Origin of the sequence: Acinetobacter sp. YH12227 (assembly GCF_013417785.1) — a bacterium.
GTDB lineage: Bacteria > Pseudomonadota > Gammaproteobacteria > Pseudomonadales > Moraxellaceae > Acinetobacter > Acinetobacter gandensis.
In genome coordinates this window covers 19,880-45,210 of record NZ_VPDH01000030.1, presented here as the reverse complement: position 1 = coordinate 45,210, position 25,331 = coordinate 19,880, and the positions used below count along the sequence as shown (strand labels likewise).

Here is a 25,331-nt window from a genome sequence, read left to right as displayed (position 1 = left end):
GTCATGAGAAAGCCCATATAAATGGGTAATGTACAAGTTGCTGTAGAAGCATGTTTAATTCGTCTGATCACAGATACTTTATAAAGTATTTTAATACTTTTTTGAATCCGTCAATGCGTAAGTCCTAAAAGCTTATCTAAAAGCAATATATGTTGATATTTCAACAATTTATTTTTTTTATTCCAACTAATTTAGTCCTATTCAGCGCATATCTTAAAATCAGATAACTTTTCTGATTTTGGTTATTTTACAGCTATACCCCCATCGGGATTAATAAAAGGCATTCCGAGAAACCATCCTTTTAGGTTTAAAAAATGTCTAATTTAAATGTACAAAAACCCCTGAATATTGTTGCTGTGTCAGGTGGTCTAAACAACCCGTCAAAAACTGAAGCATTGGTTCAAGCCATTATTGATGAACTTGGTGATGCAACACCTATCAATGTACATTTCATTAAGTTTAGCGAAATTGGCAATCTATTGGGTGGTGCAATTTACCGCAACCAATTGCCACAACGTGTACAAGATGACTTAGCTGCGGTAGAAGCTGCTGATGCGTTAATTGTAGGTACACCCGTTTACCGTGCATCGTTCACTGGTTTATTTAAGCATTTCTTTGACTTTGTTGAACAAACAGCCTTGGTTGACGTACCTGTTTTACTCGCAGCTTCAGGTGGTTCTGAGCGTCATGCATTGGTACTTGAACATCAACTACGTCCACTATTTAGCTTCTTCCAAGCACAAACACTACCAATTGGTGTGTATGCAACTGATAAAGACTTCACACCTGAATACACCATTCACAGTGAATTATTACGTGACCGTATTACCCTTGCAGTTGCACGTGCTTTACCAATTTTGGAATGGGCTCCTGCAAAAGGTCAACGTGCTGAAGTCGTAAAAGAAAAATCACAACAAGCTAACCAAAACTTGGGCATTAATAAACAAATCGAATAAGAAGAAGTGCTGCCATCTGCTGCTGTACCTAATTTAGATGCGGCTGAAGCACGCCTACACAGCAAAAAACCACCACAAACACAAGTCGCTTAATGCAGCGTTAGCACTTATATCCAGAGGGTTTGCAAAATGTCAGTACAAGATAAAAACATAACATTTGCGTATTGGGTACCAAACGTGAGCGGTGGTTTGGTGGTTAGTAATATCGAACAACGTACCGATTGGAGCTATGACTACAACGTCCGTCTTGCCCAAGCAGCAGAAAAAAGTGGCTTCGAATATGCCTTGACGCAAATTCGTTTCACCGCTGGTTATAATGCCGAAAATCAGCATGAATCAGTCAGCTTCAGTCATGGTATTTTAGCCAAAACAGAAAAACTCAAAGTGATTGCTGCTATTTTGCCAGGCCCTTGGAAACCGGCTTTGGCCGCGAAACAATTGGCCACGATTGACCATCTAAGCAATGGCCGAATTGCCATTAATGTCGTGAGTGGTTGGTTCCGCGGTGAATTTGATGCCATCGGTGAAGAATGGCCGGAGCATGACCAACGTTATGCACGTTCTGAAGAATTTATCCGTAGCTTAAAAGGCGTTTGGACTCAAAATAACTTTAATTTTGATGGTAAGTATTACCAGTTTAAAGACTACACGCTGTCGCCTAAACCCATCCAAAAACCACATATTGAGATTTTCCAAGGCGGAAGTTCACGTGCAGCACGAGATATGGCTTCACGTGTATCAGATTGGTATTTCACCAATGGCAACACACCAGCCGAACTAAAAAAACAAATTGATGATATTCGTGAAAAAGCCAAGGTCAATAATCATCAGGTCAAAATTGGTGTGAATGCTTTTGTGATCGCCCGTGATACTGAAGAAGAAGCACAAGCGGTACTCCAAGAAATCATTGCCAAAGCCAATATCCAAGCGGTGAATTCATTTGGTGATGCGACACGTGAAGCAGGTGCTGCCACGGCTGAAGGCGAAGGTAACTGGGCAAAATCAACTTTTGAAGATTTAGTTCAGTATAACGATGGTTTTAAAACCAACTTAATTGGCACACCACAGCAAATTGCTGAACGCATTGTCGAATTAAAAAGTGTAGGTGTCGATTTGGTTCTTTCTGGCTTCTTACACTTTATTGAAGAAGTTGAATATTTCGGTGAAAAAGTGTTGCCACTGGTTCGTGAACTTGAAGCACAACAGCAGCAAGTTGTGTCAGCAAAATCAGCTTAAAACTGATTCTGTACAAGTCCATACAATCAGCATAATAACGATAGAATGGTAACTCCAATTTCATCCCCCAAGGCTCGGCTTGGGGGATTTTTTATGCGGATGGATAAAAGATAAGATCGGCACGCATAGAAATGACATCAAAACATGAGCAATGAATAGTGCGCGCTTCAGATAAAAATCGAAATTTAAAAATTATTTTTGAGCCTGGAAATGTGCTACAGCTTGATGACTTCAACTTAATCACCTTCAAAGTAATCTTGACTAGAATCACCGCCATATCAAATTAAGCAAAAATCTCCATATCATGCGATGTACTAACGTTTGCCTTATCCCAAAGCAAAGCATAAAAACAACTTCTTTGCGTTTATAACTCATTTAGATTTTTATACACTGTTCAATCTTATGCTGCATCCACAAAGGTAGAGCTATGCAATTGGTTTGGTTTCGCCAAGATTTACGACTGCAAGATCACACTGCACTTTGGCATGCTCGACAATCTGGTCCAACGGTTGCGTTCATAGCACTATCCCCACAGCAGTGGGCACTTCATGACGATGCTGCAATAAAAATTGATTGCTACTTAAGGCAACTTCATATTTTGCGTCAGCAATTGGACACGTTGAATATTCCGCTCATCATCCAACATATTCCGCTATGGTCTGGCATTGCCCATACACTCGGTAAAATTTGTATGGAACTAAAAATTAAACAAGTACATGCACATGTTGAATTGGGTGTGAATGAACTACGACGCGATGCGCAGGTTCAACAACAATTAGAACAGCAAGGGATCTCGGTACAGCTTTATCATGATCGAACCCTCTTTCCAGTCGGTAGCATTCGAAATCAATCCAATAAACCTTATCAAGTCTTTGGCGCATTTAAGAAAAGTTGCTATGAACGACTCAGCATCAGTATACCGAGTTGCTACCCAGCCATTGATGCGCAAACCGCTTTAGCCAAGCATGCCCTGTGGCAAACACCCTTCACTCTAGATGATTTTTATTCGGCGAAGATCAGTACTGAACAGCAAACGCTTTGGCCAATGAGTGAAGCCCATGCACAGCATTGCTTAGATGAATTTATGGCCCATGGTCTAGCCCATTATGCTGATGAGCGTGACTTTCCTGCGCTGAACAGTACCAGTCGCATAGGGTTATATTTGAACCTTGGAATTTTATCGATTCGTCAGTGCCTACAAGCCTTATTTCGTGAGCAAAACGGCTACTTTCACTTAGAAGGCAAAGGACAACAAACATGGCTAGATGAATTACTTTGGCGAGAATTCTATCAACATATTTTGTTTGATTTTCCGCGTGTTTCTAAACATCAGCCCTTTCAAATCAAGACAGCTCGCATTGCTTGGCGTGATGCCCCGCAAGATCTAGAGGCCTGGCAGCAAGGTCAAACAGGTATTCCTATTGTCGATGCTGGCATGCGGCAACTTTTAGCAACGGGTTGGATGCATAACCGTGTTCGTATGATTTGCGCCATGTTCCTGAGTAAAAATTTACTGATTGATTGGCGACTGGGTGAGCAATGGTTTATGCAACATTTAGTCGATGGTGATTTGGCTGCCAATAATGGTGGTTGGCAATGGTGTGCTTCTACAGGTACGGATGCTGTGCCCTATTTCCGTATTTTTAATCCGATCAGCCAATCGCAAAAGTTTGATGCGCACGGTGATTATCTACGCCAGTGGTTACCTGAATTGGCGCATCTTGATGCCAAACAAATTCATGAGCCTTATGCTAAAAATCTGCAATTAGACTTAAATTACCCGAAACCTATCGTAGATTTAAAACAATCACGCTTACGTGCGATTGAGATATTTAAAGCGTTGGGCTGAAATTTTTACATTGCACAGACTGAACAATATTATGCATATTTTCAGCGTAGTGAAAGATAGCCCTCGCTCAATTTAGTCCTTACAATAAGCAAAAACAGAGTAGAGTTCTCCATGTATACAGGCATCGTGCAAGGTTTAGAAAAAGTCTTAGAAGTTCGTCAAGGCAATGGCTTCACGACTTTGGTGATTTCCAATAATCAGAATTTTTTCCACGATGTTTTTATTGGTGCAAGCGTGGCAATTAATGGCGTGTGCTTAACAGCGACACAGATTGATCTTGGCGCAAATCAAGTACATTTTGATGTGTCTGACCTGACCAATCGCTTAACCACATTAAAACTACTCAGCGCAGGTGATGAGGTGAATATTGAACGCTCTGCCAAAGTTGGTGCTGAAAATGGTGGGCATAATTTGTATGGACATATTGAAGGTACGGCTCAAGTCAAACAACTGAGCCGACATGGCGATACCCTGCATTTAGATATTCAAATCCCAAACGGTAATATTAAATATTTCTTTCTCAAAGGTTTTATTGGTTTAAATGGATGTAGCTTGACCGTGAACCGTGTCGACCGCACGACATCAGAAATTTCAGTCGATCTCATTCCTGAAACGCTACGATTGACCACGTGGAAAGACATTCAAGTCGGTGATGCAGTCAATTATGAAATTGACCAAACCACACGAACTTTGGTTGATACTTTAGAAAATATTCACCAACGTTAAATATTAAAAAAGCCTCCATTTGGAGGCTTTTGATTTTGATCTACGAGTAAAAACTAGGATCGGGCACTTTAGCTGTCAATACCCATTCACCTAGCTCTTGATATTTATAATCAATTGGATCATGCAATGTCTGTGTCCGCACATTACGCCAGAAACGGTCTAGGTTTAACTTCGCAGTGGTTGCACGAGCCCCCATAACTTGGAATATATTTTGGGTTATAAATAATGAACTATTGGTTGCTGCAATTTTTGCTGTTGCAATTGCAATCGACACCTGACCTCGTTGCTCGGCATCCAGGGCTTCGCCAATATCCCATGCCCATTGTAGAGTATGAACCGCTTTTTCAGCCAGCAAGCGTACGCTCTCGAGTTGCACATAAAATTCTGCAAAATGCTTTTGGGTAAAGGGATCATTCACTGCATTTTCAGCTAAAGATTTTGACCATGCTTTTTGGCTTTGTACCGTTTCTTTTGCTGTTTCAAATGCCCCTTCGGCTACCCCCAAGAACATATGTACAAAGATCAACTGTGCAATCAAAGGGCGTAAACTCGAATACGGTGTACTTAATGGGCCTGGGTTCAATAATAATTCATCTTTATGAATTTTCACCTGCTCAAAATGGCTGGTGCCACTGTCCGTTTGGCGTTGTCCCATATTGTTCCAATCACCTAAAAAACTGACACCTTCACGCGCGGTTGGAATTACCCCGATCAGTAATTTATTCTCCGCATTGAAGCCTGAGCATAGTAAAACGTCTGAGTCCATTGAACCTGAACAAAAGCTTTTATCGCCATGAAATACGAACTCATGTTCAGAAAGTTGAGTCGCCGACGTACGTCGATCGAGTGGATTTAATGTATTACCCCAAAATAAGTTGTCACGCGCCGTTTGTTCAAACCATGGCCCATATTGTTCAGGCTGGGCAAAAAGTTGAACTGTCGCAATCAATAAATGATGGAAACCATAAACATGTGCCAAAGAGCTATCGGCTTGCGCAATGGTTTGAATGGTTTTGAAAATCGTATGCCAATCTGCACCCTGCCCACCATATTGTTTTGAAATGGATAAACCCAACAAACCACTTTGGCGAATTAAATCTCGCTGGGCTTTGGGGTTTCCTCCGGTCTTGTCACGCTCTGCTGCGGTCTTGGCAAATTCAGCCGCCAGCTGTTGTGCAATTTCAATAGGTGTTTGAGTCAGTTGAGTAGAAGCATTCATAAGTCTGTCTGATTATTCTATTACCGTTTTAGCTTAACAAAGCTGAGGCATATGGCTTAGCTAAATGCCTGCAGTCTATATCTCTAAAATCTATATCTTGGGATGGATTCAATGCCTAAAGTTAGATAACTTCATGGGCTAAATTTTGCATAAGTCGTTTGTGTAATGATCAAATATCATGAACGTTCGCGCTTATTTTTAAGGAAGGAGCACTTTTATGTCCTAACATAAAAGAATGTGTAAGAAGTACCTCTCCTGCTCCAAACCTTCTCCCAAGAGGGAGAAGGTGCTCTCAATCATAATTTTATTGCTAATAAGTCCTTATGACTTTGGATACACTGTCGCAATTAGATGCTCGACCACTTGTGGCTCTGCCAAAGTCGAAGTATCGCCTAAACTATCTAGCTCATTTGCCGCAATTTTTCTTAAAATACGACGCATGATTTTACCTGAACGTGTTTTCGGTAACGAGGGTGCCCAGTGTAATGCATCAGGAGTTGCCACAGGACCTAATACTTTACGTACCCACGCTACCAATTCTTGCCGTAATTCATCTGTTTCGACAGCATCCGCCTGTAAGGTCACGAAGGCACAAATTCCCTGCCCCTTAATATCATGTGGCATCCCCACAACCGCCGATTCAGCTACAGCATCATGTGCTACCAAGGCACTTTCAATTTCAGCTGTACCCAGTCGATGCCCTGAAACATTCAAAACATCATCCACACGACCTGTAATCCAGTAATAGCCCGACTCATCTCGGCGCGCACCATCTCCAGTGAAGTATGTGCCTGGATAGGTAGAGAAATAGGCCTCAATAAAGCGCTCAGGATCACCCCAAATCGTCCGCATCTGCCCAGGCCAAGAGTCCTTAATCACTAAGTTTCCTTCCACTGCGCCTTCAAGTTCGTTGCCATCTGCATCGACAATTGCAGGCTGTACACCAAAGAACGGACGTGTTGCAGAACCTGGTTTCAAATCAGTTGCACCTGGCAATGGGGTAATCATGAAGCCGCCTGTTTCCGTCTGCCACCATGTATCGACAATCGGACAACGGCTTTCACCCACTACGGTATAGTACCAATTCCATGCTTCAGGGTTAATCGGTTCACCCACCGAACCTAAGAGACGTAAACTGCTGCGGTCACTTTCACGAACAAAGGCATCTCCTTCACGCATCATCGCGCGAATCGCAGTTGGTGCGGTGTAGAGAATGGTGACATTGTGCTTATCGACAATATGTCCGGTCCGAGCCCAACTTGGATATTGTGGTACACCTTCAAACATGACTGTGGTTGTACCATTCGACAATGGCCCATACAACACATAAGAATGTCCCGTAATCCAACCGACATCGGCTGTACACCAAAATACATCATCTTGTTTAAGGTCAAAAACTTCACGGAAGCTGCAATTGACATAGGTTAAATAGCCGCCAGTGGTATGCAAAACACCTTTTGGTTTACCTGTTGAACCTGATGTGTACAAAATAAACAGTGGATCTTCGGCATTCATGGGTTCAGGTGGGCAAATGTCATTCACTGACATAATTTCCATGTGGTACCACAAGTCACGCTCAGGCTTCATTTCAATTGGGTTACCAGTACGGTGTACCACAATCACATTTTGCACCGATGCTGTACCCTGAATGTCTAATGCGACATCCACATTTTCTTTAAGTGGGATCGGCTTACCGCCTCGCATACCACAGTCAGCAGTAATCACCACTTTCGCTTGACTGTCTTCTATACGACTGGCTAATGAATCCGGTGAGAAACCGCCAAAGACCACACAATGTACCGCCCCAATCCGCGTACAAGCCAACATAGCGATTGCAGCTTCTGGCACCATTGGCATATACAGCACTACACGGTCGCCTTTACCTACCCCATGTTTTTTCAATACATTAGCAAAACGGCAGGTTTCATCATGCAATTCTTCAAAGGAAATAATTTTATGCCGTGAGGGATGATCCCCTTCCCAAATGATAGCCGGTTTATGTGGATGCTCTTTTAGGTGTCGATCTAAACAATTGGCACTGACATTGAGCTCACCATCAGCAAACCATTCGATTTTGAAATTATCTTGATGAAAGTTAGTATTTTTTACTTGAGTGAATGGCTTGATCCAGTCAAGCTTTTGCGCCTGTTCCGCCCAAAATTCGTCCGGTTGTTCAATGGATTGCTGATAACGCTCAAAATACTCTGTATCAGTGGTACGTGCGGTTTTCTTAAATTCTGCTGGTACTAGATAGATTTCTTTCATTGTTCGCTTCCTTGATCTTGTTCTATCTCATCACGAGAGCTTGATGGCATTTTGTTGATTGTTTTTTATGCATAATGGCAGTATGTACTGCATATTTCAAATCCGACAATCATGCTTTCGTCGTAGATTATTTATTCAAATTCAATCAGAATAACTTCGGATAACGCTCACTATGGCCAAAGTCAGCCAGATATTGCTATCGTCAAATAAAATGAGTCTCCCACTCTCGCTGTATTTTATACAGGCTTAGGATCTTGCCCATGAATTCAACTGACCCTTCCTATTTCCCTCCTCCTTTTCCTGCAGCAGATCATCCCTTATCGATCAGGGGCCGATTTGGACGTTTAAGTTTTATTGCCTGGTCTGCATTTTTACAGTTTATTTTCTTATGCAGCAGTATTGCGCTAGGTTTAAGTATTGATATTGTGAACATTGCCAGCCTATCGGTAGATTCGAACTGGCAAATTTCCCTACATGGCCTGTCCAGCCTGTTTGCCTTGGCAATCATGCTGGTCTACCTGTATTTCGGTATTGTGATTACGGTACGGCGCTTACACGATCTGGACCGCAGTGGTTGGTGGATGCTGCTATTCTTTGTGCCTTTGATCAATCTTTTTGTCTGGATCTATATCCTGCTTTTTCCAGGAACAAGAGGCAGCAATCAGTATGGCCCAATACGTACAAGCCCCGTCTGGGAAAAGATTGTAGCTTGGCTGGTAATCATTTTTACCGTATTGAGCCTATTGGCGACGACTGCATTATTCTCTTATATGAGTGAAGGTGAACCTTCAAGAATCCCAAGTGAAGTGAAACAAAAAACGACTGAGTTCTTTTAAACCAATTGTGTCTGTTTTGCATAAATATATTGTGTATAAACTTCGCTGTTGTTAATTTTTTGCTGTAGTTGAGGCAAAATAAGCGAAATTTAAATTGTGGAGTTTTTGTGGCTGAGCAAGAGAATACTTTAAGCCAGGTAACTGAAGGGACGACTGAGCTCCTGCATCAGGCGACTGAAAAAACTGCCCAAACTGTGATCGAACATACCTCCAAGTACAATGATGCCTATAGCACCATTGACAAGATCATGGAGGGTTTCTGGGAGCGTGTGCCTTATTTCTGTATTGCGCTAACAGTCATTGTCATTTTCTGGTTACTGTCAAAACTGTTTAAGTTTTTTGTCCGTAAGACTTTAGAAAACCGTACTTATACCCGACAGAATCTGGTGCTGGTGCTGAACCGTGTCGGTAGTACCGTGATTGTTTTCTTCGGTGTTTTAATCGGGCTGGTGATTGCGATTCCAGGTTTCACCCCAGGTCAGCTGATGAGTGCGCTTGGGATTGGTTCGGTGGCGATCGGTTTCGCATTTAAGGATATTTTCCAGAACCTGCTCTCAGGTGTACTGATTTTACTGGGCGAACCTTTCAAGATTGGCGATGACATTATCGTCAATGGCATGGAAGGTACCGTGGAAGATATCCAGATTCGTGCAACCTTTTTACGCTCTCCAGATGGCCGTCGTATCGTAATTCCAAATGCTACGGTCTATACCAGTGCAGTCACAGTGAATACTGCTTATACCCGTCGCCGCTGTGAATTTTCGGTCGGGATCGGTTATGAAGATGATATCCAGAAAGCCAAGGATATTATTACTGCAATTCTGGATAAAGATCCGACCATCCTGAGTCAACCTGCATTTAGCGTCAATGTGATTGCACTGGCAGACTTCTCGATTACCCTCAAAGCCTTATGGTGGGTCAATACCACTGAAACAGGCATAGGCACCTCAATCAGTGCCGTTCAGGAACGGGTGATTCAAGCCTTTGCTGAACATAACATTTCGATTCCTTACCCAGTACAGGAAGTCAAAGTCTATCGTGGTGATCAAACCGAGACTGAAGCATCAACAGCTAAATAAGCGCCCTAAAACGTATGGAATGACAGTTTCAGTACGGATAATACGGTTGCCAAGACTTACCGCTTGGCAGCCGTTTTTTATGAGTAAATCAACTTCATAAGGGATGAATCCGCCCTCAGGGCCAATAATGATGCTACACGCATGATTGATCCCCGCAGGCATAGCTTGTTCCACATAAGGATGCGCGACATATGCCGGACAAGTCTCTGTAATCATGCTGGGTAGAATATCTTCGACAAAGGGTTTAAAGCGTTTATACAGTTCAATTTTGGGTGCAATAGTGTCGCCTGCCTGTTCTAAACCCAAAGTCACGTATTGATCTAGTTGCTGTAAAAAAGGCGTCTGCCAATAGCTTTTATCCACCCGATAACTATGCAGCAAAATAATTTTTTCAACGCCTAATGTCACTGCATCCATTATTAATCGACGTAATACTTTGGGACGTGGCATCGCCACAATTAAAGTCACGGGATGCTTTGCTGGAACAATTTCTTCTTGTAATGGTTTGAGTTGAACACAAGTCTCGTCAATGCTCACGATCTCGGTTAAATAGCGTTTCCCTTCTCGAATGCCAACTTTCAGGGTATCACCTACTTGAATATCCACATGCGTAGTTAAATGCTCAATTTGACGTTTGGCGCTAATACTCCAAAGTTCAGATTCAGTTTGACGAGGATCAAGCAAGACGATGTTCATAAATAACCATATCAATTCACGCAAAGCATATGTCATTGAGGACAGGCGACATGGATGTCGCCAGTGCGCTGAGGTACAGGAAGTACCTCCAGCGTACAAAGGATTTTTGCTACTTTTAATCCTTTAAAAGTAGATTATGCCTACGAATAGGATGTTCGACTATCACAATAAAATAAGGCGGTGATAAAACTTGCCTAATAAAAATTAATGTATCGCAAAATTCAAACTTAAAGGTACTGATCAATCACTTGAATATGTTGAGCCAATGACCCTGTATTCTTTTGCATAATCTGCTGCGCAGCAGCATTCAAACACTGAGCTTGAAGCTTATCTTCGATTAACTCAAACAACACCTGAGCAGCCTGTTCTGCATCTTGCACTACTCTCACGCCTTCAGCAGCAACGAACTCATCCACAATGGTCTGGAAATTAAAATAATTCTTACCCAAAACTGTCGGCACATTTAACGCGATCGGCTCTAAAATATTGTGCCCACCACCCGGTTCATTGAGCGATCCACCCACAAAACAAGCCTGACTCAATGCGTACCACAACCACATTTCCCCCATACTGTCTGCTAAATACACTTGTGTATCAGGCAAAATGGTCTGATTAAGGCTGCGGCGCTGGGTATTTAAATTCAGTGTTTGCGATTCGGCATAGACTTCATCAAAGCGTTCTGGATGACGTGGTACCACGATACATAACAGTTCGGGATGCTGATTTAAAAAGGGCTGCAGTGCCGTGAGTAAATACTGTTCCTCAGGCGCATGTGTACTGGCTAAGGTAATGATTTTTCGATTCGACAATTGCCATTGCTGTCTGAATTGTTCCGCTTGGGCGATAAAAGATGCAGGTGCGGCAATATCAAATTTAATACTGCCGACCACTTTTGTCCGTTCCTCTGGCATACCCAATTCAATAAAGCGCTGACAGCTTGCCTGATCTTGTGCTAACAATTGCTTTAAACTGCGTAACATCGGCTTAGTCAGACTTGGTACTTTGCCATAGCCCTTAGCCGACTTTTCAGATAAGCGTGCATTTATTAATAAGCACGGCACTTGTGCTTGATCGGCTTCAATCAGTAAATTGGGCCAAAGTTCAGTTTCGACCAAGGCCAACATTTTCGGTTGATATTTTTGAATAAAGGTACGAACTAATTTTTTTTGATCGGCAGGTAGATACACGGCTTGAAATAGCTGCGCATACGGTTCTTTTAGAAAAAGTGATTTTGATCGAGCTTGACCTGTTTTGGTGGTATTCGTCACCAAAACTGAATGACCAGTTTTTAAATAATGCTCAATGAGCGGCTGTGCTGCATTGGTCTCCCCAACAGAAACCACATGAAACCAAATCGCCTGCGTATTTTTAACTGCTTGAAATGGCCCAAAGCGTTCTAGACACTCTTGTTGGTACTGTAAATCATCCTTCGCACGTTTTTTAATGCGCCATTGATATAGCGGCTTAATCAGCGCTAAAGCAGCGTTATACCAAAAAGGAGTAGTCAAATGTTGTCGCCCAAAATCAAATGGAATCGGCAGAATATATCAGAGCATTATCCACATGTTAATGGATAATGCGTATTCAAGTATCGATTAATACGTTGAACGGCCTGAACCAAATTTATTTTTCATGCTGGGATAATCAATATAGCCTTCGGCTACATCCGTTCCAATCATATTTTCTAACTGTAATTCATTCAATGGAGCATTCACCAGCAAACGTTCATACAAATCTGGATTGGCAATATATGCCTTACCAAAAGAAACAGCATCGGCTTTACCTGAAGCCAATAATTCAAGTGCATCCGCACGACTTAAACGCATATTGGCAATATATGGTACACCACCTGAACGTGCTTTCATCTCTTCACTGATACTGTCTTCTGCCAAATATTCACGTGTAAAGAAAAATGCAATTTGGCGTTTACCCAATTGTTCCATTATATAGCCGAAAGTTTCACGTGGAGCATCATCGCCCATATCATGTTCATCACCACGTGGCGCCAAATGTACACCTACACGACCAGCACCCCAGACTTCAATTAAGGCATCAACCACTTCGAGTAATAGACGTGTGCGGTTTTCTACAGAACCACCGTACTCATCTTCACGTAAATTGGTTTTACTTTGTAGGAATTGGTCAATTAAATAACCATTGGCTGCATGTAACTCTACGCCATCAAAACCTGCATCCTTGGCACGAATAGCGGCATTTTTATATTGTTCAACAATATTTTTAATTTCTGCAATTTCGAGTGGACGTGGTACCACATAGCCACGTTTTGGACGGAGTAAACTCACGTGACCCGCTTGTTGCACAGCACTTGCCGATACTGGTGTTTCACCATTCAAAAGTTCTGGGTCAGAGACACGACCGACATGCCAAAGCTGTGCGACAATTAAGCCCTCTTGCGCATGTACAGCTTCTGTCACCTTTTTCCAGCCTTGTACTTGTGCATCCGTAAATAAGCCCGGAGTATTACGATAACCATTGGCTTCTTCAGAAATGACCGTCGCTTCAGAAATAATCAGGCCACTACTGGCACGCTGTGCATAGTACTCAGCCATCATTGGGGTTGGTACACGATCATCAGTTGCACGGCAACGTGTTAATGGTGCCATGATGATTCGGTTTTTAAGATGGAGATCGCCTAAAATTAGCGGCGTATTGAACTCAGCCATAATTGCCTCGACGCTCACTTTGGTTTTGTTTTAAAGTGAGTTTTGCAAGTAATCAATATATTGCTGAATAAGGACTTCATTGCGGGAAAAATATGACCATTGACCATATTTTTCAGCTTGAATTAAACCCGCCTGCTGCAACACAGACAAATGATTCGACATGGTCGATTGAGAGACATTACCCAATTTTTCGATATTGCCTGCACAGACACCACGCTTAAAGCCGCCACATTGCTCTTCAGACAAAAACTGTTCTGGCGATTTCAACCATTCCAAAATTTGTCGGCGAGTAGGATTTGCAAGCGCTTTAAAAATTAAATCAACATCCATAATTCAGACTGGTTTAATCAAACAATAAAATGAACAACAAAGTTCTATTCAGCGTCCTGTGCTTAATATATCGCATTTTTTCGATTTTTATATCGAATATTTTAGATATATTAATCACAACACAATAGAACTTTGTTTTTACAATAAATTTAAATTACAAACCTTGTTTCAGGCTGGCTTCAATAAATTTATCTAAATCACCATCAAGAACCGCACCGGTGTTTGAACTTTCAACACTGGTACGTAAGTCTTTAATACGTGAATCATCCAAAACGTATGAACGAATTTGGCTACCCCAACCAATGTCAGACTTTGTGTCCTCCAAAGCTTGAGCTGCATCATTACGTTTTTTCATCTCTAATTCATAGAGTTTTGCACGTAATTGTTTCCAGGCATGGTCACGGTTAGCGTGCTGTGAACGTTGGTTCTGACATGCCACGACAATACCAGTTGGTGCATGGGTTAAACGTACCGCAGAGTCAGTTTTGTTAATATGCTGACCACCAGCACCAGAGGCACGATAGGTATCCGTACGTACATCAGCTGGATTGATTTCAATTTCAATATTGTCATCAATTTCCGGTGAAACAAAGACCGCAGAGAATGACGTATGACGACGGTTACCTGAGTCAAATGGTGACTTACGCACTAAGCGGTGTACGCCAGATTCAGTACGTAACCAACCGTATGCATATTCACCTTCTACACGAATGGTTGCAGATTTAATCCCTGCCACATCACCGTCAGATTCTTCCATCACTTCAGCTTTAAAACCATGACGTTCAATCCAACGTAAGTACATACGTAATAACATAGACGCCCAGTCTTGTGCCTCTGTACCACCTGAACCCGCTTGAATTTCAACATAGCATGGATTCGGGTCCATTGGGTTGCTGAACATACGACGGAACTCAAGTTTTGCGAGTTCTTCTTCTGCTGCGCTCAACTCCGCTTGCACGTCTTCAAGCATGGATTCTTCATCCGCCTCAACCGCTAAATCAAGCATCGCTTGTGCATCTTCAAGTTGTGCAGCCAAACCTTCTAATACATTAATAACGTTTTCAAGCTCGCCTTTTTCTTTGGCCATCGCTTGTGCACGGTTTTGGTCATTCCAAATTGCTGGATCTTCCAGCTCACGTAGAACCTCTTCTAAACGCTCTTTCTTTAGATCGTAGTCAAAGATACCCCCGTAATGTTTGACCACGGTCGTTTAAGTCTTTTAGCTGTAATAGATACGGATTAATTTCCACGTGAATTACTCTCAATCAATAATTTTGGCTTAAATAGCCGCACATTATATCACAGACCTTTTATGCTATTTCAGACTGATTGAGCATCGTGGCGATTGACTTCACTGCCCACAATATGAACAATACGCACACTTTATGATTTATTACAATTTTTTTACAACAATAATGTTAGAGGGTTTCATGAAAAAGACATTACTTGCACTAAAAAGACATTACTTGCACTAGGTTTAGCTGTTATCACTTCATCAACTTTTGCTTATGATGCGCAAATTGATGGTGGTTTTACCTATACAGATTGGGATGACAACATCACAGATACAGATAATACGCTTAATCTTAAAGGAACTTTCTATTTTGATTCAGTTCAAACTGGTAAAGGCCCATTAAATGAAGCAGCTTTTCTTGGTCATAACAGCAATGCTTACCTAGGTTATTCTTATAACAACTGGGAAAGTAATGAAGTTTTGGGTTATGAAGGTGAAACAGAAACTCACCATCTAACTGCGGGCATCGAATATTTTGTAGATCAATTCTATATCAATGGTGAAATTGGTTTTGGTCAACAAAATGATAAAGCGACTGAATACGGCCAAACAATTTATGATGAAGACTATGATGTAACAACTTACCGTGCATTGGTTGGTTATCTTCCTGTATCAAACCTTTTACTTGCTGTAGGTATTGATGGCTATCAAGGTGACAATGATGAAGATGAAGACAACCGTTTTGCCGTTAAAGCAAAATACGTTGCACCTTTAAACAACGGTCAATACATCAACCTTGAAGCTGATGGTGCTTTTGGTGACGTAGACTCTGCAACAATTGGTGCAGACTACTACTTCGACCAAGCATTTAGCATTGGTGCAGCTTATAACATCGTTGATAACGGTGCAGAAGATACCGATTTCTTCGCTATTCGTTCAAAATACTTCCTTAACCCGAATCTAGCAATCGGTGGTCAAGTTGGTTTTGGTGATGATGTTCAAGCGTTCAACATCAACGCAACTTTCCGTTTCTAATTCACTTGAATTAGAAATTATATTTAAGAATTGCGCCGCATAATGCGGCGTAATTCTTTTATCTGTTTTGCAATAATTACTTTAAATTTAGAACATTTAATAATCAAAACCAACAAAATTCATATTATCTACACAGTTTTAATAAAACAAAACATTAAAAATAAGTTTATATATATCAAATATTTATAAATATTAAATTACATAAAATTACCAAATACACAGTTCAGCAACTTTGCGGTGATTGACCCTTTTCAAAAACTCTCTAGACTAAAAGTTGTAACAAAAAATGTATTAAATTTAGCCAAATATTTAGAGGGGTAGTTTCCATGAAAAAACTAGCAATTGCTTCAGCACTTCTTTCTGTAGTTGCAATCACAGGTACTGCACATGCATACCAAGCAGAAGTAGGTGCTTCAGCTGGATACATCGACCCAGATAATGGAAGCTCTGGTAGCCAATTTGGTGTAGATGGTACATATTACTTTAATCCAGTTCAAACACGTAATGCACCACTAGCTGAAGCGGCGTTCTTAAACCGTGCGAGTAATGTAAATGCACACGCAACATTTGCTGATCGTGGCGATGTAGATGACAACACTTATGGTGTTGGTGCTGAAATCTTCGTACCAAATTCTGACTTTTACTTAAGCGGTAATGTCAGTCAAAATGAAACTGAACGTTTCAATGTATTAGGTCAAAAATATGACTTTGATACCACTTATTATGCCGCTGAAGTTGGTTACCTTCCAGCTCCAGGCCTATTAATTGCTGCAGGTCTTAAAGGTTATGACAACGATAACGATGATGGTGTAGATCCAACATTACGTGCTAAATATGTAACGACATTAAGCAATGGTAAAGACATCAATCTTGAAGCAGGTGCAGCATTTGGTGATCTAGATGAATTCAATCTAGCAGCTGATTACTTCATTGATAAAACCTTCAGTGTTGGTGCTGATTATCACAATAATGATATTACCGACAAGAGCGAATTTGGTATCAATGCACGTAAATTCTTTAACCAACAAGTGAGCCTTGAAGGTCGTGTAGGCTTCGGTGAAGTTGGTAATAACGATTACAACTCTTTTGGTGTAGCAGCTAAATATCGTTTCTAATCTCTACTGAGGTTAGAACATAAAAAAACCGCTCTTATGAGCGGTTTTTTTATGTTCTCGCTATTGCATTAAATGCAGCACCCGCAACTGCAAACTCACATTTCCACGATATTCATTTTTATCAAGTTCATAAACTAAGTGAACCTGATCTAGCATCGGATTGAAATCATATTTGTCCGCGGCATTAAAAGCGATCGCCTCGACCATTTGGCCATTATCCAATGCCACTTTCAATTTAAGATGCACATCTTTTAACCAACGATAGTCAATAATCTTAAACTTGCCATCAAAAACTGGCGCAGGAAATTTTTGTCCCCATGGGCTTAAATTCTGTAATATTTCGACCGTATCAACATTAAATGCCAAATCAGGCAACACCCCATCCGTCCAAATGGTCGCCTGAAATAGACTCTCATCTTGCTCTGCAATCAAGGCTTCAAATGCTGTTTTAAATTCAGCAAAATGCTGCTTTTGAATAGTTAAACCCGCGGCGGCGGCATGTCCACCAAAATGACTGACCAAATGTGGATGTAATTCTGCAATGCGTTCAATACTGTCACGAATGTGAATCCCTTCAATAGAGCGCGCTGAACCTTTGATGTGAATCCCATCTTCATCTGCCGCGAAGACAATCGCGGGTCGGTGAAATTGTTCTTTTAAACGCCCAGCAACAATCCCGATCACACCTTGATGCCAATGTTGTTCAAACATGATTAATGCCGCTGGCAAATCATTATGATCCAATTGGATATGTTCAAGTTCAGCTAAGGCTTCTTGTTTAATCTGCCATTCGACTTGTCGACGTTCTACATTCAGTTGATTGAGTTGCTGTGCTAAAGGATAAGCAGTACTTAAATCGGCCGCAATCAGGCATTCGATCCCAATATCCATGGTCTCCATACGCCCCGCCGCATTTAAGCGTGGACCAATCACAAAACCCAAGTCTTGTGCTTTTAGACTTTTTGGATCACGTCCAGCTATATCTAATAAGGCACTAATTCCTGGTCGGCAGAGTCCTTGTTGAATACGCTTTAAACCGGCATCAATCAATATACGATTGTTTAAATCTAAACTGGCAACATCGGCATAAGTGCCCAAAGCGACCAAATCTAAATATTGCGAAAGATTCGCCGAAGATTTACCGCATTTTTTTCGATGGCTAGCTAAATTAGCTAACACATAAAATGCAACACCGACCCCTGCCAGCGCTTTGCTTGGAAATTCGCAGCCCAATTGATTTGGGTTTACCACGGCTTCTGCCTGTGGCGTCGCTTTGGTCGTGAGATGGTGATCAGTAATGATCACTTGCATACCATGTGCTTGCGCTTGCTCTACCCCAGCATGACTGGAGATACCATTATCTACAGTAATCAACATATCGGGCGTATAGGTTACAAAAGCCAGATCCGCGATGGCAGGTGTCAAGCCATACCCATATTTGAAGCGATCAGGAACCAAATATTCAACATCTGCGCCCATCTCGCGCAGTGCTAAGATCATCAGTGCTGTACTGGTTGCACCATCGGCGTCATAATCACCAACAATGACGATTTTCTTTTGAGTATCAATTGCTTGATCAATCAGTTCAATCGCTTGCTCTAAACCTTTTAAGTTAGGGGCATGCAAATGCTTCAGTTTTAACTCAAGTTCTTGTGCTGACTGTACCCCACGCCGCGCCAATAAATCTGCAATAAATGGGGCAACGCCCTGAATATCTTCAGGGCGTGTCAAATAAGGTCGTTGTTGAATTAAAATATTCGACATTTAAGGCATCAATCGCTGTAAAACCCACTGATCATCGTGTTTTACATAGCACAAACGGTCATGCAAGCGATTTGGACGACCTTGCCAAAATTCGTAATAATCGGGCACTAAACGATAACCACCCCAAAACTCAGGTTTGGCTAACACGGCTTTCGCTTCCACTTGGTCATGCAGGTTTTGAAAACGCTGTTGCAACTCCTCACGACTCTCAATTATCCCACTTTGTGGCGTACTGATGTGTGCAGCAATTTGGCTATCACGCGGACGCTTATGGTAGTAGTCAGTTGACTCAGACAGTGAAATCTTTTCTACACGACCACTCACACGAATCTGACGTTCTTGCTCTTGCCAATAAAATAACAATTCAGCATAAGGATTTTCTGCTAAATCATTGCCCTTTTGGCTGTCATAATTGGTATAAAAATCATAACCAGCTTCGGTTGCACCGCGTAGTAACACAGTGCGGACATGCGGACGACCTTGGGCATTCGCCGTTGCCAATGACATGGCATACGGTTCATGTAGCTGCGCTTCTAATGCATGATTAAACCACAACAAAAATTGCTCATGTGGCACAGCATTGACCTGATCTTCGTGTAGCTCGCCTTTTTGGTAAGTTAAACGCAGTTCGCTTAAATCTTTAATTACATCATTCATGGAAAAATCCCCAATGACTTATGCCGCATTGGCACGTACAGCATCCGCTAAATGATTGGCTAAAGCAGTCACTTCATCCAAATTATCACCCTCAACCATCACACGAATGACTGGCTCAGTGCCTGACTTACGAATTAAGATACGACCGCGACCTTTTAACTGCGCTTCAGCTTTTTCAAATTCAGACACCAAAGCTGGTACAGCATACGGGTCAAACATCGCTGCAAGGCGTACATTCACTAATACGTTTGGCAATAATTCAAAACCTTCCACAAGTTCATGCAAGGCTTTGCCTTGTTCAACCATGACGGTCAACACTTGTAGTGAAGCAATGATCGCATCACCTGTGGTGCTCTTATCTAAAGTCAGAATATGACCTGATGGCTCACCACCTGTTACCCAGCCTTTTTCTTCCAAACCTTGCAATACATAACGGTCACCGACTTTGGCACGCAGTAATGGTACTTGGGCTTTATCTAGCGCAATTTCCAATGCCATATTACTCATAACCGTACCGACGATACCCGCAGGCTTTTGATTGGCTTGAGTCGCTAAGATATACAGAATATGATCACCGGTAATTTGCTGACCATTTTTATCTACCATAATGACACGGTCGGCATCTCCATCAAAGGCAATACCTAAGTCTGCTTGGTGCTCAACAACGGCTTTTTGTAATTGTTCAGGATGGGTTGAACCGCAATCTTTGTTGATGTTCAAACCATCTGGTTCGTTATATAGGGCAATAACTTTTGCACCGAGCTCACGATATACCGATGGACCAACGCTATAGGCGGCACCATTGGCACAGTCCACTACAATTTTTAAACCGGTTAAGTCAAAATGGTATGGGAACGTCGATTTACAAAATTCGATATAACGACCATTAGCATCTTTGACACGCACACTTTTACCTAAGTTTGCTGGGTCTTCGATGACTAAATCATTTTCAAGTTCTTTGTTAATGGCTTCTTGAATTTCATCTGGCAACTTTTTGCCTTCACTTGAGAAGAATTTAATACCATTATCAAAATAGGGATTATGCGAAGCTGAAATCACAATACCCAAACTTGCATGCAGTGCACGAGTTAAATGCGCAATTGCAGGTGTTGGAAGTGGCCCAAGTAAATGCACGTATACACCAGCAGCGTTTAAACCTGCTTGTAAAGCTGACTCTAAAATATAACCTGATAAACGGGTATCTTTACCCAGTACAACAATTGGCTTCGCTTTTTTACTGTATTGTTTTAATACTTTACCTGCAGCAAACCCTAATTTTAAAGCAAATTCTGGGGTAATTGGGAGCTCACCGAACTTACCACGAATGCCATCTGTACCAAAATAACTCATGTTGTACTCACTTCTTAATGGTGATCTTAATCATCACTTTTTACTGCAAACACTTTACACCAAAAACAAAAAAGCCGTCATATAAATGACGGCCTTTTCGGCTAAAAGCTACCAAATATCAACCAACACGGTAGTTCGGTGCTTCTTTGGTAATAGTCACATCATGTACATGTGATTCAGACATACCAGCGGCTGTAATTTTTACAAATTGTGCATTTTTACGGAGGTCATCAATCACCGCAGAACCGGTATAACCCATAGATGAACGAAGACCACCCATCATTTGATGCACAATGTTACCCATAGGGCCTTTGTACGGTACGCGACCTTCAATACCTTCTGGTACTAATTTTTCAGCGCCCGCTTTAGAGTCTTGGAAATAACGGTCAGCAGAACCTGTCGCACCCGCCATTGCACCCAATGAACCCATACCACGGTATGCTTTGTAGTAACGACCTTGGAAAAATTCAACTTCGCCAGGTGCTTCTTCAGTACCTGCCATGAGTGAACCCACCATAATTGTGCTCGCGCCTGCACCAATCGCTTTCGCCATATCACCAGAGAAACGGATACCGCCGTCAGCGATCAATGGAATTTGATCTTTCAATGCATTAGCAACAGAGTCAATTGCAGAAATCTGTGGCATACCGATACCCGCAACAATACGTGTTGTACAGATTGAACCAGGACCAATACCAACTTTCACTGCATCTGCACCCGCATCTAATAATGCAAGAGCAGCATCACCAGTAGCAATGTTACCGCCAATCACTTGAACTTGTGGGTAGTTTGCTTTCACCCAACGTACACGTTCAATTACACCAGCAGAGTGACCATGCGCTGTATCAACAACAATTGCATCAACACCAGCTTCAACCAATGCTTCAACACGACTTGGCGTTTCAGCACCTGTACCGACAGCAGCACCCACGCGTAAACGACCGAGGTCATCTTTACAGCTGTTTGGATAGCTTTCAGCTTTACGGAAATCAGTAACGGTAATTAAACCTTTCAACTCATTGTTGTCATTTACAACAAGAACTTTTTCAATACGGTGCTTTTGTAATAATGCCTGGATGTTTTCTTTAGATTCGTTTTCACGAACAGTCACCAAACGATCTTGACCTGTCATGATGTTGCTAACAGGCTGCTCAAGATTAGTTTCAAAGCGAGTGTCACGACCAGTAACAATACCCACCACTTTACCGTCTTTCACAACAGGGACACCGCTGATGTTATTTGCTTGTGTTAAAGCAATCAGCTCACGTACAGTTGTTTCAGGAGTCACGGTAATAGGATCTTTCACCATACCTGCTTCGAATTTTTTCACGCGGCGAACTTCTGCAGCTTGTGCAGCAATATCCATGTTTTTGTGCAGGATACCGATACCACCATTTTGCGCCATTGCAATTGCCATACGTGATTCAGTCACGGTGTCCATTGCAGCAGATACAAGTGGGATATTCAGATTAATGCCACGAGTGAAACGTGTCTTTAGGGAGACATCTTTAGGGAGAACAGTAGAATAGGCAGGGAGTAATAAGACATCATCAAAGGTTAGGGCTTCTTGAACGATGGTCAACATAACAGTCTCGCTGGTAATTTCCGTGAGCCATTATATACAAATTTCCGTTCAATTTTCATTTTTATTGCGGCAATTATGCAGCGAGTTTTCTAATTTGCATGCTTTCTTGAAGTTTTCTGACTGGTTCATACAAGTTTTCACTTGAAGTAGATCCAGAAATTTCAGCTCATCCCGATTTAAAATCAAATTCCACTCATCTCTATCTGACCCAATAATTGATTTGACAACACCTCTTGAATAACTAAAAAAGCAGGGACATATCCCTGCTTTTTTAATGTATTTAACATACTTGATCAAAATCTTCGTCATTGTCCGCATCATGCGTGGGAATACTAACAAAGGGAATCATTTGATGTGCAATACGAGCTTTATTACATTGTTCATCGGCAATTTGAACTTCTTTACAAGATGAACTACGTGCCTCATACATGGTGCAACTCACCTGTTTGCCCACTTCTCCGCCCAAAGCAATACAACGTGGATTTGCTTGGTTCGTACCTACCATACATGAATATACAGGTGTCACAGGTTCCGTATAGTGTTCAGGCATATTTAATCCTTCTGCCCAATAAAACGAAACTCGGAAATAAGCACAGCAGGCACCGCAACTCAGACATGCATCTTCGGTTGGTATTTGAGACAACATTTTTATAGGTTCTCGTCATCTAAAAAGATTCTTTTATAGACGGAAATCTTAAAAAAGTTGTCTCTAAACTCAATTATTTTTTATCACCTTTGAGATCATTATTCTGGGCAGGTAAAAACGGTTTCGTCCATCAAATCGACACCACACTGTAAAGTCTCAATCCAGTCTAAGAACTGGTTAATTTGCTCTTTACCAATAAATGGCGTGCCATGTTGTGGCACGATCATTTCAACATCCATGGTACGAACCATATTGACCCATAAACGAATCACTTTGTTTGAGCACATGTAACGTTGATGGAAGCCTTTCATTTTTGGAATATGTGCTGCGAAATTTTCTAAAGGTTTAGCTGCATCTTCCACCATTGATGCCCCCATATCTCCCGAAAATAGAATTTTGGCAATCGGATCATAAAACTGGAAATTACCCACAGAATGTAAGAAATGCGCAGGTACAGCGACAATTTTGCTGTTACCCAAGCTGATCACTTGACCATGATCTGGCAATTCAATCAAACGATCTAGCCAATTGCCTTTCATTCGATCACTCATAAACGCAGAGTTCAAATGCGGTAAGAAACGTGCCCACAATTTTGATGCCACCACTTTTGCATCGGTATACACCAGCCAACGCGGCATAGAAGTAATAATGTCGGGGTCTTGATGAGATGCCATCACATAATCAAGATTGGTGAGACGGGTATATTTATTTAATTCCATGGTCAGCGGTACATAGGTTAAATCACCACCTGGATCGAGTACCGCAGCACGCTCATTATCAATAATCAGGAATTGGTTTGCCTGTACACCTTCACCTTTTACCAAGCTGGTAAAACTGATGCATTTATGCGTTCCATCATCATAAAGTACTTGTGATGTAGTACGTTCAAAAGCCATGCCCATTCCCCAAAATTTTTATGTAAAAAATGTATATTCTATAGGTGAATAACATATATTTATTTAGAGAAACTTACAATAAAAATCAGATCAATATTATCTACAATATCAGTTAATTAAGTCACATTTTTAGACAAAAAATCCCGAGCTTTTAGCTCAGGATTTGCGATATCTTTAACACTTAAAATAAATAGTGCTGTGCCAATGCAGCCAGACCAATTATTAAGAAAACCAAAGCACCAATCTTATGAATGAGCGAAATTGGTAATTTTTCTGCCAATTTATTACCAATAAATACCGCTGGTGCATTTACCAACATAATACCGATCGTAGTACCCAAAGTGACCCAACCAATACTGTCAAAACGCGCGGCTAAAGCGACTGTTGCAATTTGAGTCTTATCGCCGATTTCTGCCAAGAAGAACAACACAAATGTGGCACCGAATACCCCATATTTTTGCCATTTATTGATACTTTCTGATTCATCATCCAATTCATCTGGAATTAACATCCACACCGCCATAGCAATGAAACCAAGCGATACGATCCACAGCAATACTGTTGGGCTAAGCACTGTGGTAATCCATTGACCTAAGACCGCGGAAACGCCATGGTTGACGACTGTCGCCAAAAAGATTGCGAAGAGAATCGGAACAGGTTTACGAAAACGTGCGGCAAGTAATAAAGCAAGCAGTTGAGTTTTATCGCCCATTTCAGATAAGGCAACAACAGCTAATGAGATCAGAAAAGCAGAAAGCATGATGTGTTTCTCTGGCCAGCAAATTACATACCTATGACTCACCCCTCCTGCCAGCCATATCTGCAGAGTGGTAAATCAAAGGTCTTGCCAACAAAAGAAAGCTTAAGAAAAGCTCATTTGGTTCTTTGCTATGATGACCATGCTCGGTTTAGAGCAAATATGTTGACCATCACCTTTTTACTTTGCGTAAAAAGCGGCTACTCCCCAATGAAGTAGTTTTATTCTAACCATATGCACACATTTTCGCAATTTTAATCTTCAAAACCGTATCATGATTAAAATAACAATCATTAAAATTTTCCAGAATTTATCTAAATACTGACCAGCAAGATATTCATCAGTGTTAGCTGGCTTATATCTAGTCGAGATCCAGCAATTAAAAAAACCCTGCCTAAGCAGGGTTTTAAAACATC

General features: G+C 41.5%; 21 protein-coding genes, 1 pseudogene and 1 riboswitch. Of the genes and pseudogenes, 8 read left to right on the top strand and 14 right to left on the bottom strand.

Annotated elements, in window-relative coordinates; all coding sequences use genetic code 11:
- Window positions 1-314: 314 nt before the first annotated feature.
- The 4 genes and pseudogenes from msuE (at window position 315) to FTV09_RS08430 (ending at window position 4,767) form a co-directional block, all read left to right on the top strand.
- Window positions 315-1,049: pseudogene (gene msuE / locus FTV09_RS08445) on the top strand (FMN reductase).
- Between the two features lie 36 nt (window positions 1,050-1,085).
- Complete coding sequence (gene sfnG / locus FTV09_RS08440; protein ID WP_180057961.1) at window positions 1,086-2,192, top strand: dimethylsulfone monooxygenase SfnG; 1,107 nt, start codon at window positions 1,086-1,088, stop codon at window positions 2,190-2,192.
- A gap of 427 nt (window positions 2,193-2,619) precedes the next feature.
- Complete coding sequence (locus FTV09_RS08435; RefSeq protein ID WP_180057959.1) at window positions 2,620-4,041, top strand: deoxyribodipyrimidine photo-lyase; 1,422 nt, start codon at window positions 2,620-2,622, stop codon at window positions 4,039-4,041.
- 111 nt (window positions 4,042-4,152) lie between these two features.
- Window positions 4,153-4,767, top strand: a complete 615-nt coding sequence (locus FTV09_RS08430; protein ID WP_180057957.1) for a riboflavin synthase subunit alpha — start codon at window positions 4,153-4,155, stop codon at window positions 4,765-4,767.
- Window positions 4,768-4,807: 40 nt separating this feature from the next.
- On the opposite strand, the gene FTV09_RS08425 is transcribed toward FTV09_RS08430, so the two are convergent.
- Window positions 4,808-5,986, bottom strand: a complete 1,179-nt coding sequence (locus tag FTV09_RS08425) for an acyl-CoA dehydrogenase family protein (protein ID WP_180057955.1) — start codon at window positions 5,984-5,986, stop codon at window positions 4,808-4,810.
- Between the two features lie 321 nt (window positions 5,987-6,307).
- A complete protein-coding gene (gene acs / locus FTV09_RS08420; protein ID WP_180057953.1) occupies window positions 6,308-8,251 on the bottom strand; it encodes an acetate--CoA ligase in 1,944 nt (647 codons plus the stop codon).
- Between the two features lie 260 nt (window positions 8,252-8,511).
- Between acs and FTV09_RS08415 the strand changes: the two genes are divergently transcribed.
- Both FTV09_RS08415 and FTV09_RS08410 read left to right on the top strand, forming a co-directional pair.
- Window positions 8,512-9,087 carry a DUF805 domain-containing protein gene (locus FTV09_RS08415; RefSeq protein WP_034703916.1) on the top strand — a complete coding sequence of 192 codons (576 nt, stop codon included), beginning with the start codon at window positions 8,512-8,514 and terminating at the stop codon, window positions 9,085-9,087.
- Between the two features lie 107 nt (window positions 9,088-9,194).
- On the top strand, window positions 9,195-10,166 hold the full coding sequence (locus tag FTV09_RS08410; protein ID WP_180057951.1) for a mechanosensitive ion channel family protein: 972 nt from the start codon (window positions 9,195-9,197) through the stop codon (window positions 10,164-10,166).
- Here FTV09_RS08410 and FTV09_RS08405 read toward each other — a convergent pair.
- The 5 genes from FTV09_RS08405 to prfB all read right to left on the bottom strand — a co-directional run bounded on the left by FTV09_RS08405 (window position 10,152) and on the right by prfB (window position 15,126).
- Window positions 10,152-10,862, bottom strand: coding sequence for a 16S rRNA (uracil(1498)-N(3))-methyltransferase (locus FTV09_RS08405; protein WP_180057949.1), 711 nt, complete (start codon window positions 10,860-10,862; stop codon window positions 10,152-10,154). The two genes, FTV09_RS08410 and FTV09_RS08405, sit on opposite strands and share 15 nt — an antisense overlap.
- A gap of 227 nt (window positions 10,863-11,089) precedes the next feature.
- Entirely contained in the window at window positions 11,090-12,370 is a 1,281-nt protein-coding gene (locus FTV09_RS08400; protein WP_180057947.1) for a 3-deoxy-D-manno-octulosonic acid transferase, read from the bottom strand.
- Between the two features lie 87 nt (window positions 12,371-12,457).
- Window positions 12,458-13,546, bottom strand: a complete 1,089-nt coding sequence (locus tag FTV09_RS08395) for an alkene reductase (protein WP_180057945.1) — start codon at window positions 13,544-13,546, stop codon at window positions 12,458-12,460.
- 30 nt (window positions 13,547-13,576) lie between these two features.
- The gene (locus FTV09_RS08390) at window positions 13,577-13,876 is read right to left on the bottom strand and encodes a helix-turn-helix transcriptional regulator (RefSeq protein WP_180057944.1); all 300 of its coding nucleotides are present in this window, start codon (window positions 13,874-13,876) and stop codon (window positions 13,577-13,579) included.
- A 154-nt stretch (window positions 13,877-14,030) separates the two neighbouring features.
- Window positions 14,031-15,126, bottom strand: a protein-coding gene (gene prfB, locus FTV09_RS08385) for a peptide chain release factor 2 (RefSeq protein WP_180057942.1) whose coding sequence is annotated in 2 segments (ribosomal slippage) — window positions 14,031-15,053 and window positions 15,055-15,126 — 1,095 coding nt in all. Because the reading frame shifts where the segments join, the coding sequence is not laid out codon by codon here.
- 122 nt (window positions 15,127-15,248) lie between these two features.
- Here prfB and FTV09_RS08380 point away from each other — a divergent pair.
- Both FTV09_RS08380 and FTV09_RS08375 read left to right on the top strand, forming a co-directional pair.
- The gene (locus FTV09_RS08380) at window positions 15,249-16,145 is read left to right on the top strand and encodes a putative porin (RefSeq protein WP_373687698.1); all 897 of its coding nucleotides are present in this window, start codon (window positions 15,249-15,251) and stop codon (window positions 16,143-16,145) included.
- A 326-nt stretch (window positions 16,146-16,471) separates the two neighbouring features.
- Window positions 16,472-17,260 (top strand): putative porin, encoded by a 789-nt coding sequence (locus FTV09_RS08375; RefSeq protein ID WP_180057941.1) that lies wholly within the window; start codon window positions 16,472-16,474, stop codon window positions 17,258-17,260.
- Window positions 17,261-17,320: 60 nt separating this feature from the next.
- Here the strand turns inward: FTV09_RS08375 and recJ are convergent, their stop codons facing one another.
- The 7 genes from recJ to FTV09_RS08340 form a co-directional block, all read right to left on the bottom strand.
- Complete coding sequence (gene recJ, locus FTV09_RS08370; protein ID WP_180057938.1) at window positions 17,321-19,024, bottom strand: single-stranded-DNA-specific exonuclease RecJ; 1,704 nt, start codon at window positions 19,022-19,024, stop codon at window positions 17,321-17,323.
- Window positions 19,025-19,681 (bottom strand): pyridoxamine 5'-phosphate oxidase, encoded by a 657-nt coding sequence (pdxH, locus tag FTV09_RS08365; protein WP_067761599.1) that lies wholly within the window; start codon window positions 19,679-19,681, stop codon window positions 19,025-19,027.
- 18 nt (window positions 19,682-19,699) lie between these two features.
- Window positions 19,700-21,031: a phosphoglucosamine mutase gene (gene glmM / locus FTV09_RS08360; RefSeq protein WP_067761601.1), complete on the bottom strand. Its 1,332-nt coding sequence runs from the start codon at window positions 21,029-21,031 to the stop codon at window positions 19,700-19,702.
- A gap of 118 nt (window positions 21,032-21,149) precedes the next feature.
- The gene (guaB, locus tag FTV09_RS08355) at window positions 21,150-22,616 is read right to left on the bottom strand and encodes an IMP dehydrogenase (RefSeq protein ID WP_067761603.1); all 1,467 of its coding nucleotides are present in this window, start codon (window positions 22,614-22,616) and stop codon (window positions 21,150-21,152) included.
- Between the two features lie 280 nt (window positions 22,617-22,896).
- Window positions 22,897-23,262 (bottom strand): YkgJ family cysteine cluster protein, encoded by a 366-nt coding sequence (locus tag FTV09_RS08350; protein WP_180057936.1) that lies wholly within the window; start codon window positions 23,260-23,262, stop codon window positions 22,897-22,899.
- 98 nt (window positions 23,263-23,360) lie between these two features.
- On the bottom strand, window positions 23,361-24,158 hold the full coding sequence (locus tag FTV09_RS08345; protein ID WP_067761607.1) for an MBL fold metallo-hydrolase: 798 nt from the start codon (window positions 24,156-24,158) through the stop codon (window positions 23,361-23,363).
- Window positions 24,159-24,339: 181 nt separating this feature from the next.
- Window positions 24,340-24,918 (bottom strand): TMEM165/GDT1 family protein, encoded by a 579-nt coding sequence (locus tag FTV09_RS08340; RefSeq protein WP_004781499.1) that lies wholly within the window; start codon window positions 24,916-24,918, stop codon window positions 24,340-24,342.
- Between the two features lie 74 nt (window positions 24,919-24,992).
- Window positions 24,993-25,136, bottom strand: a riboswitch (yybP-ykoY riboswitch).
- Between the last annotated feature and the right edge of the window lie 195 nt (window positions 25,137-25,331).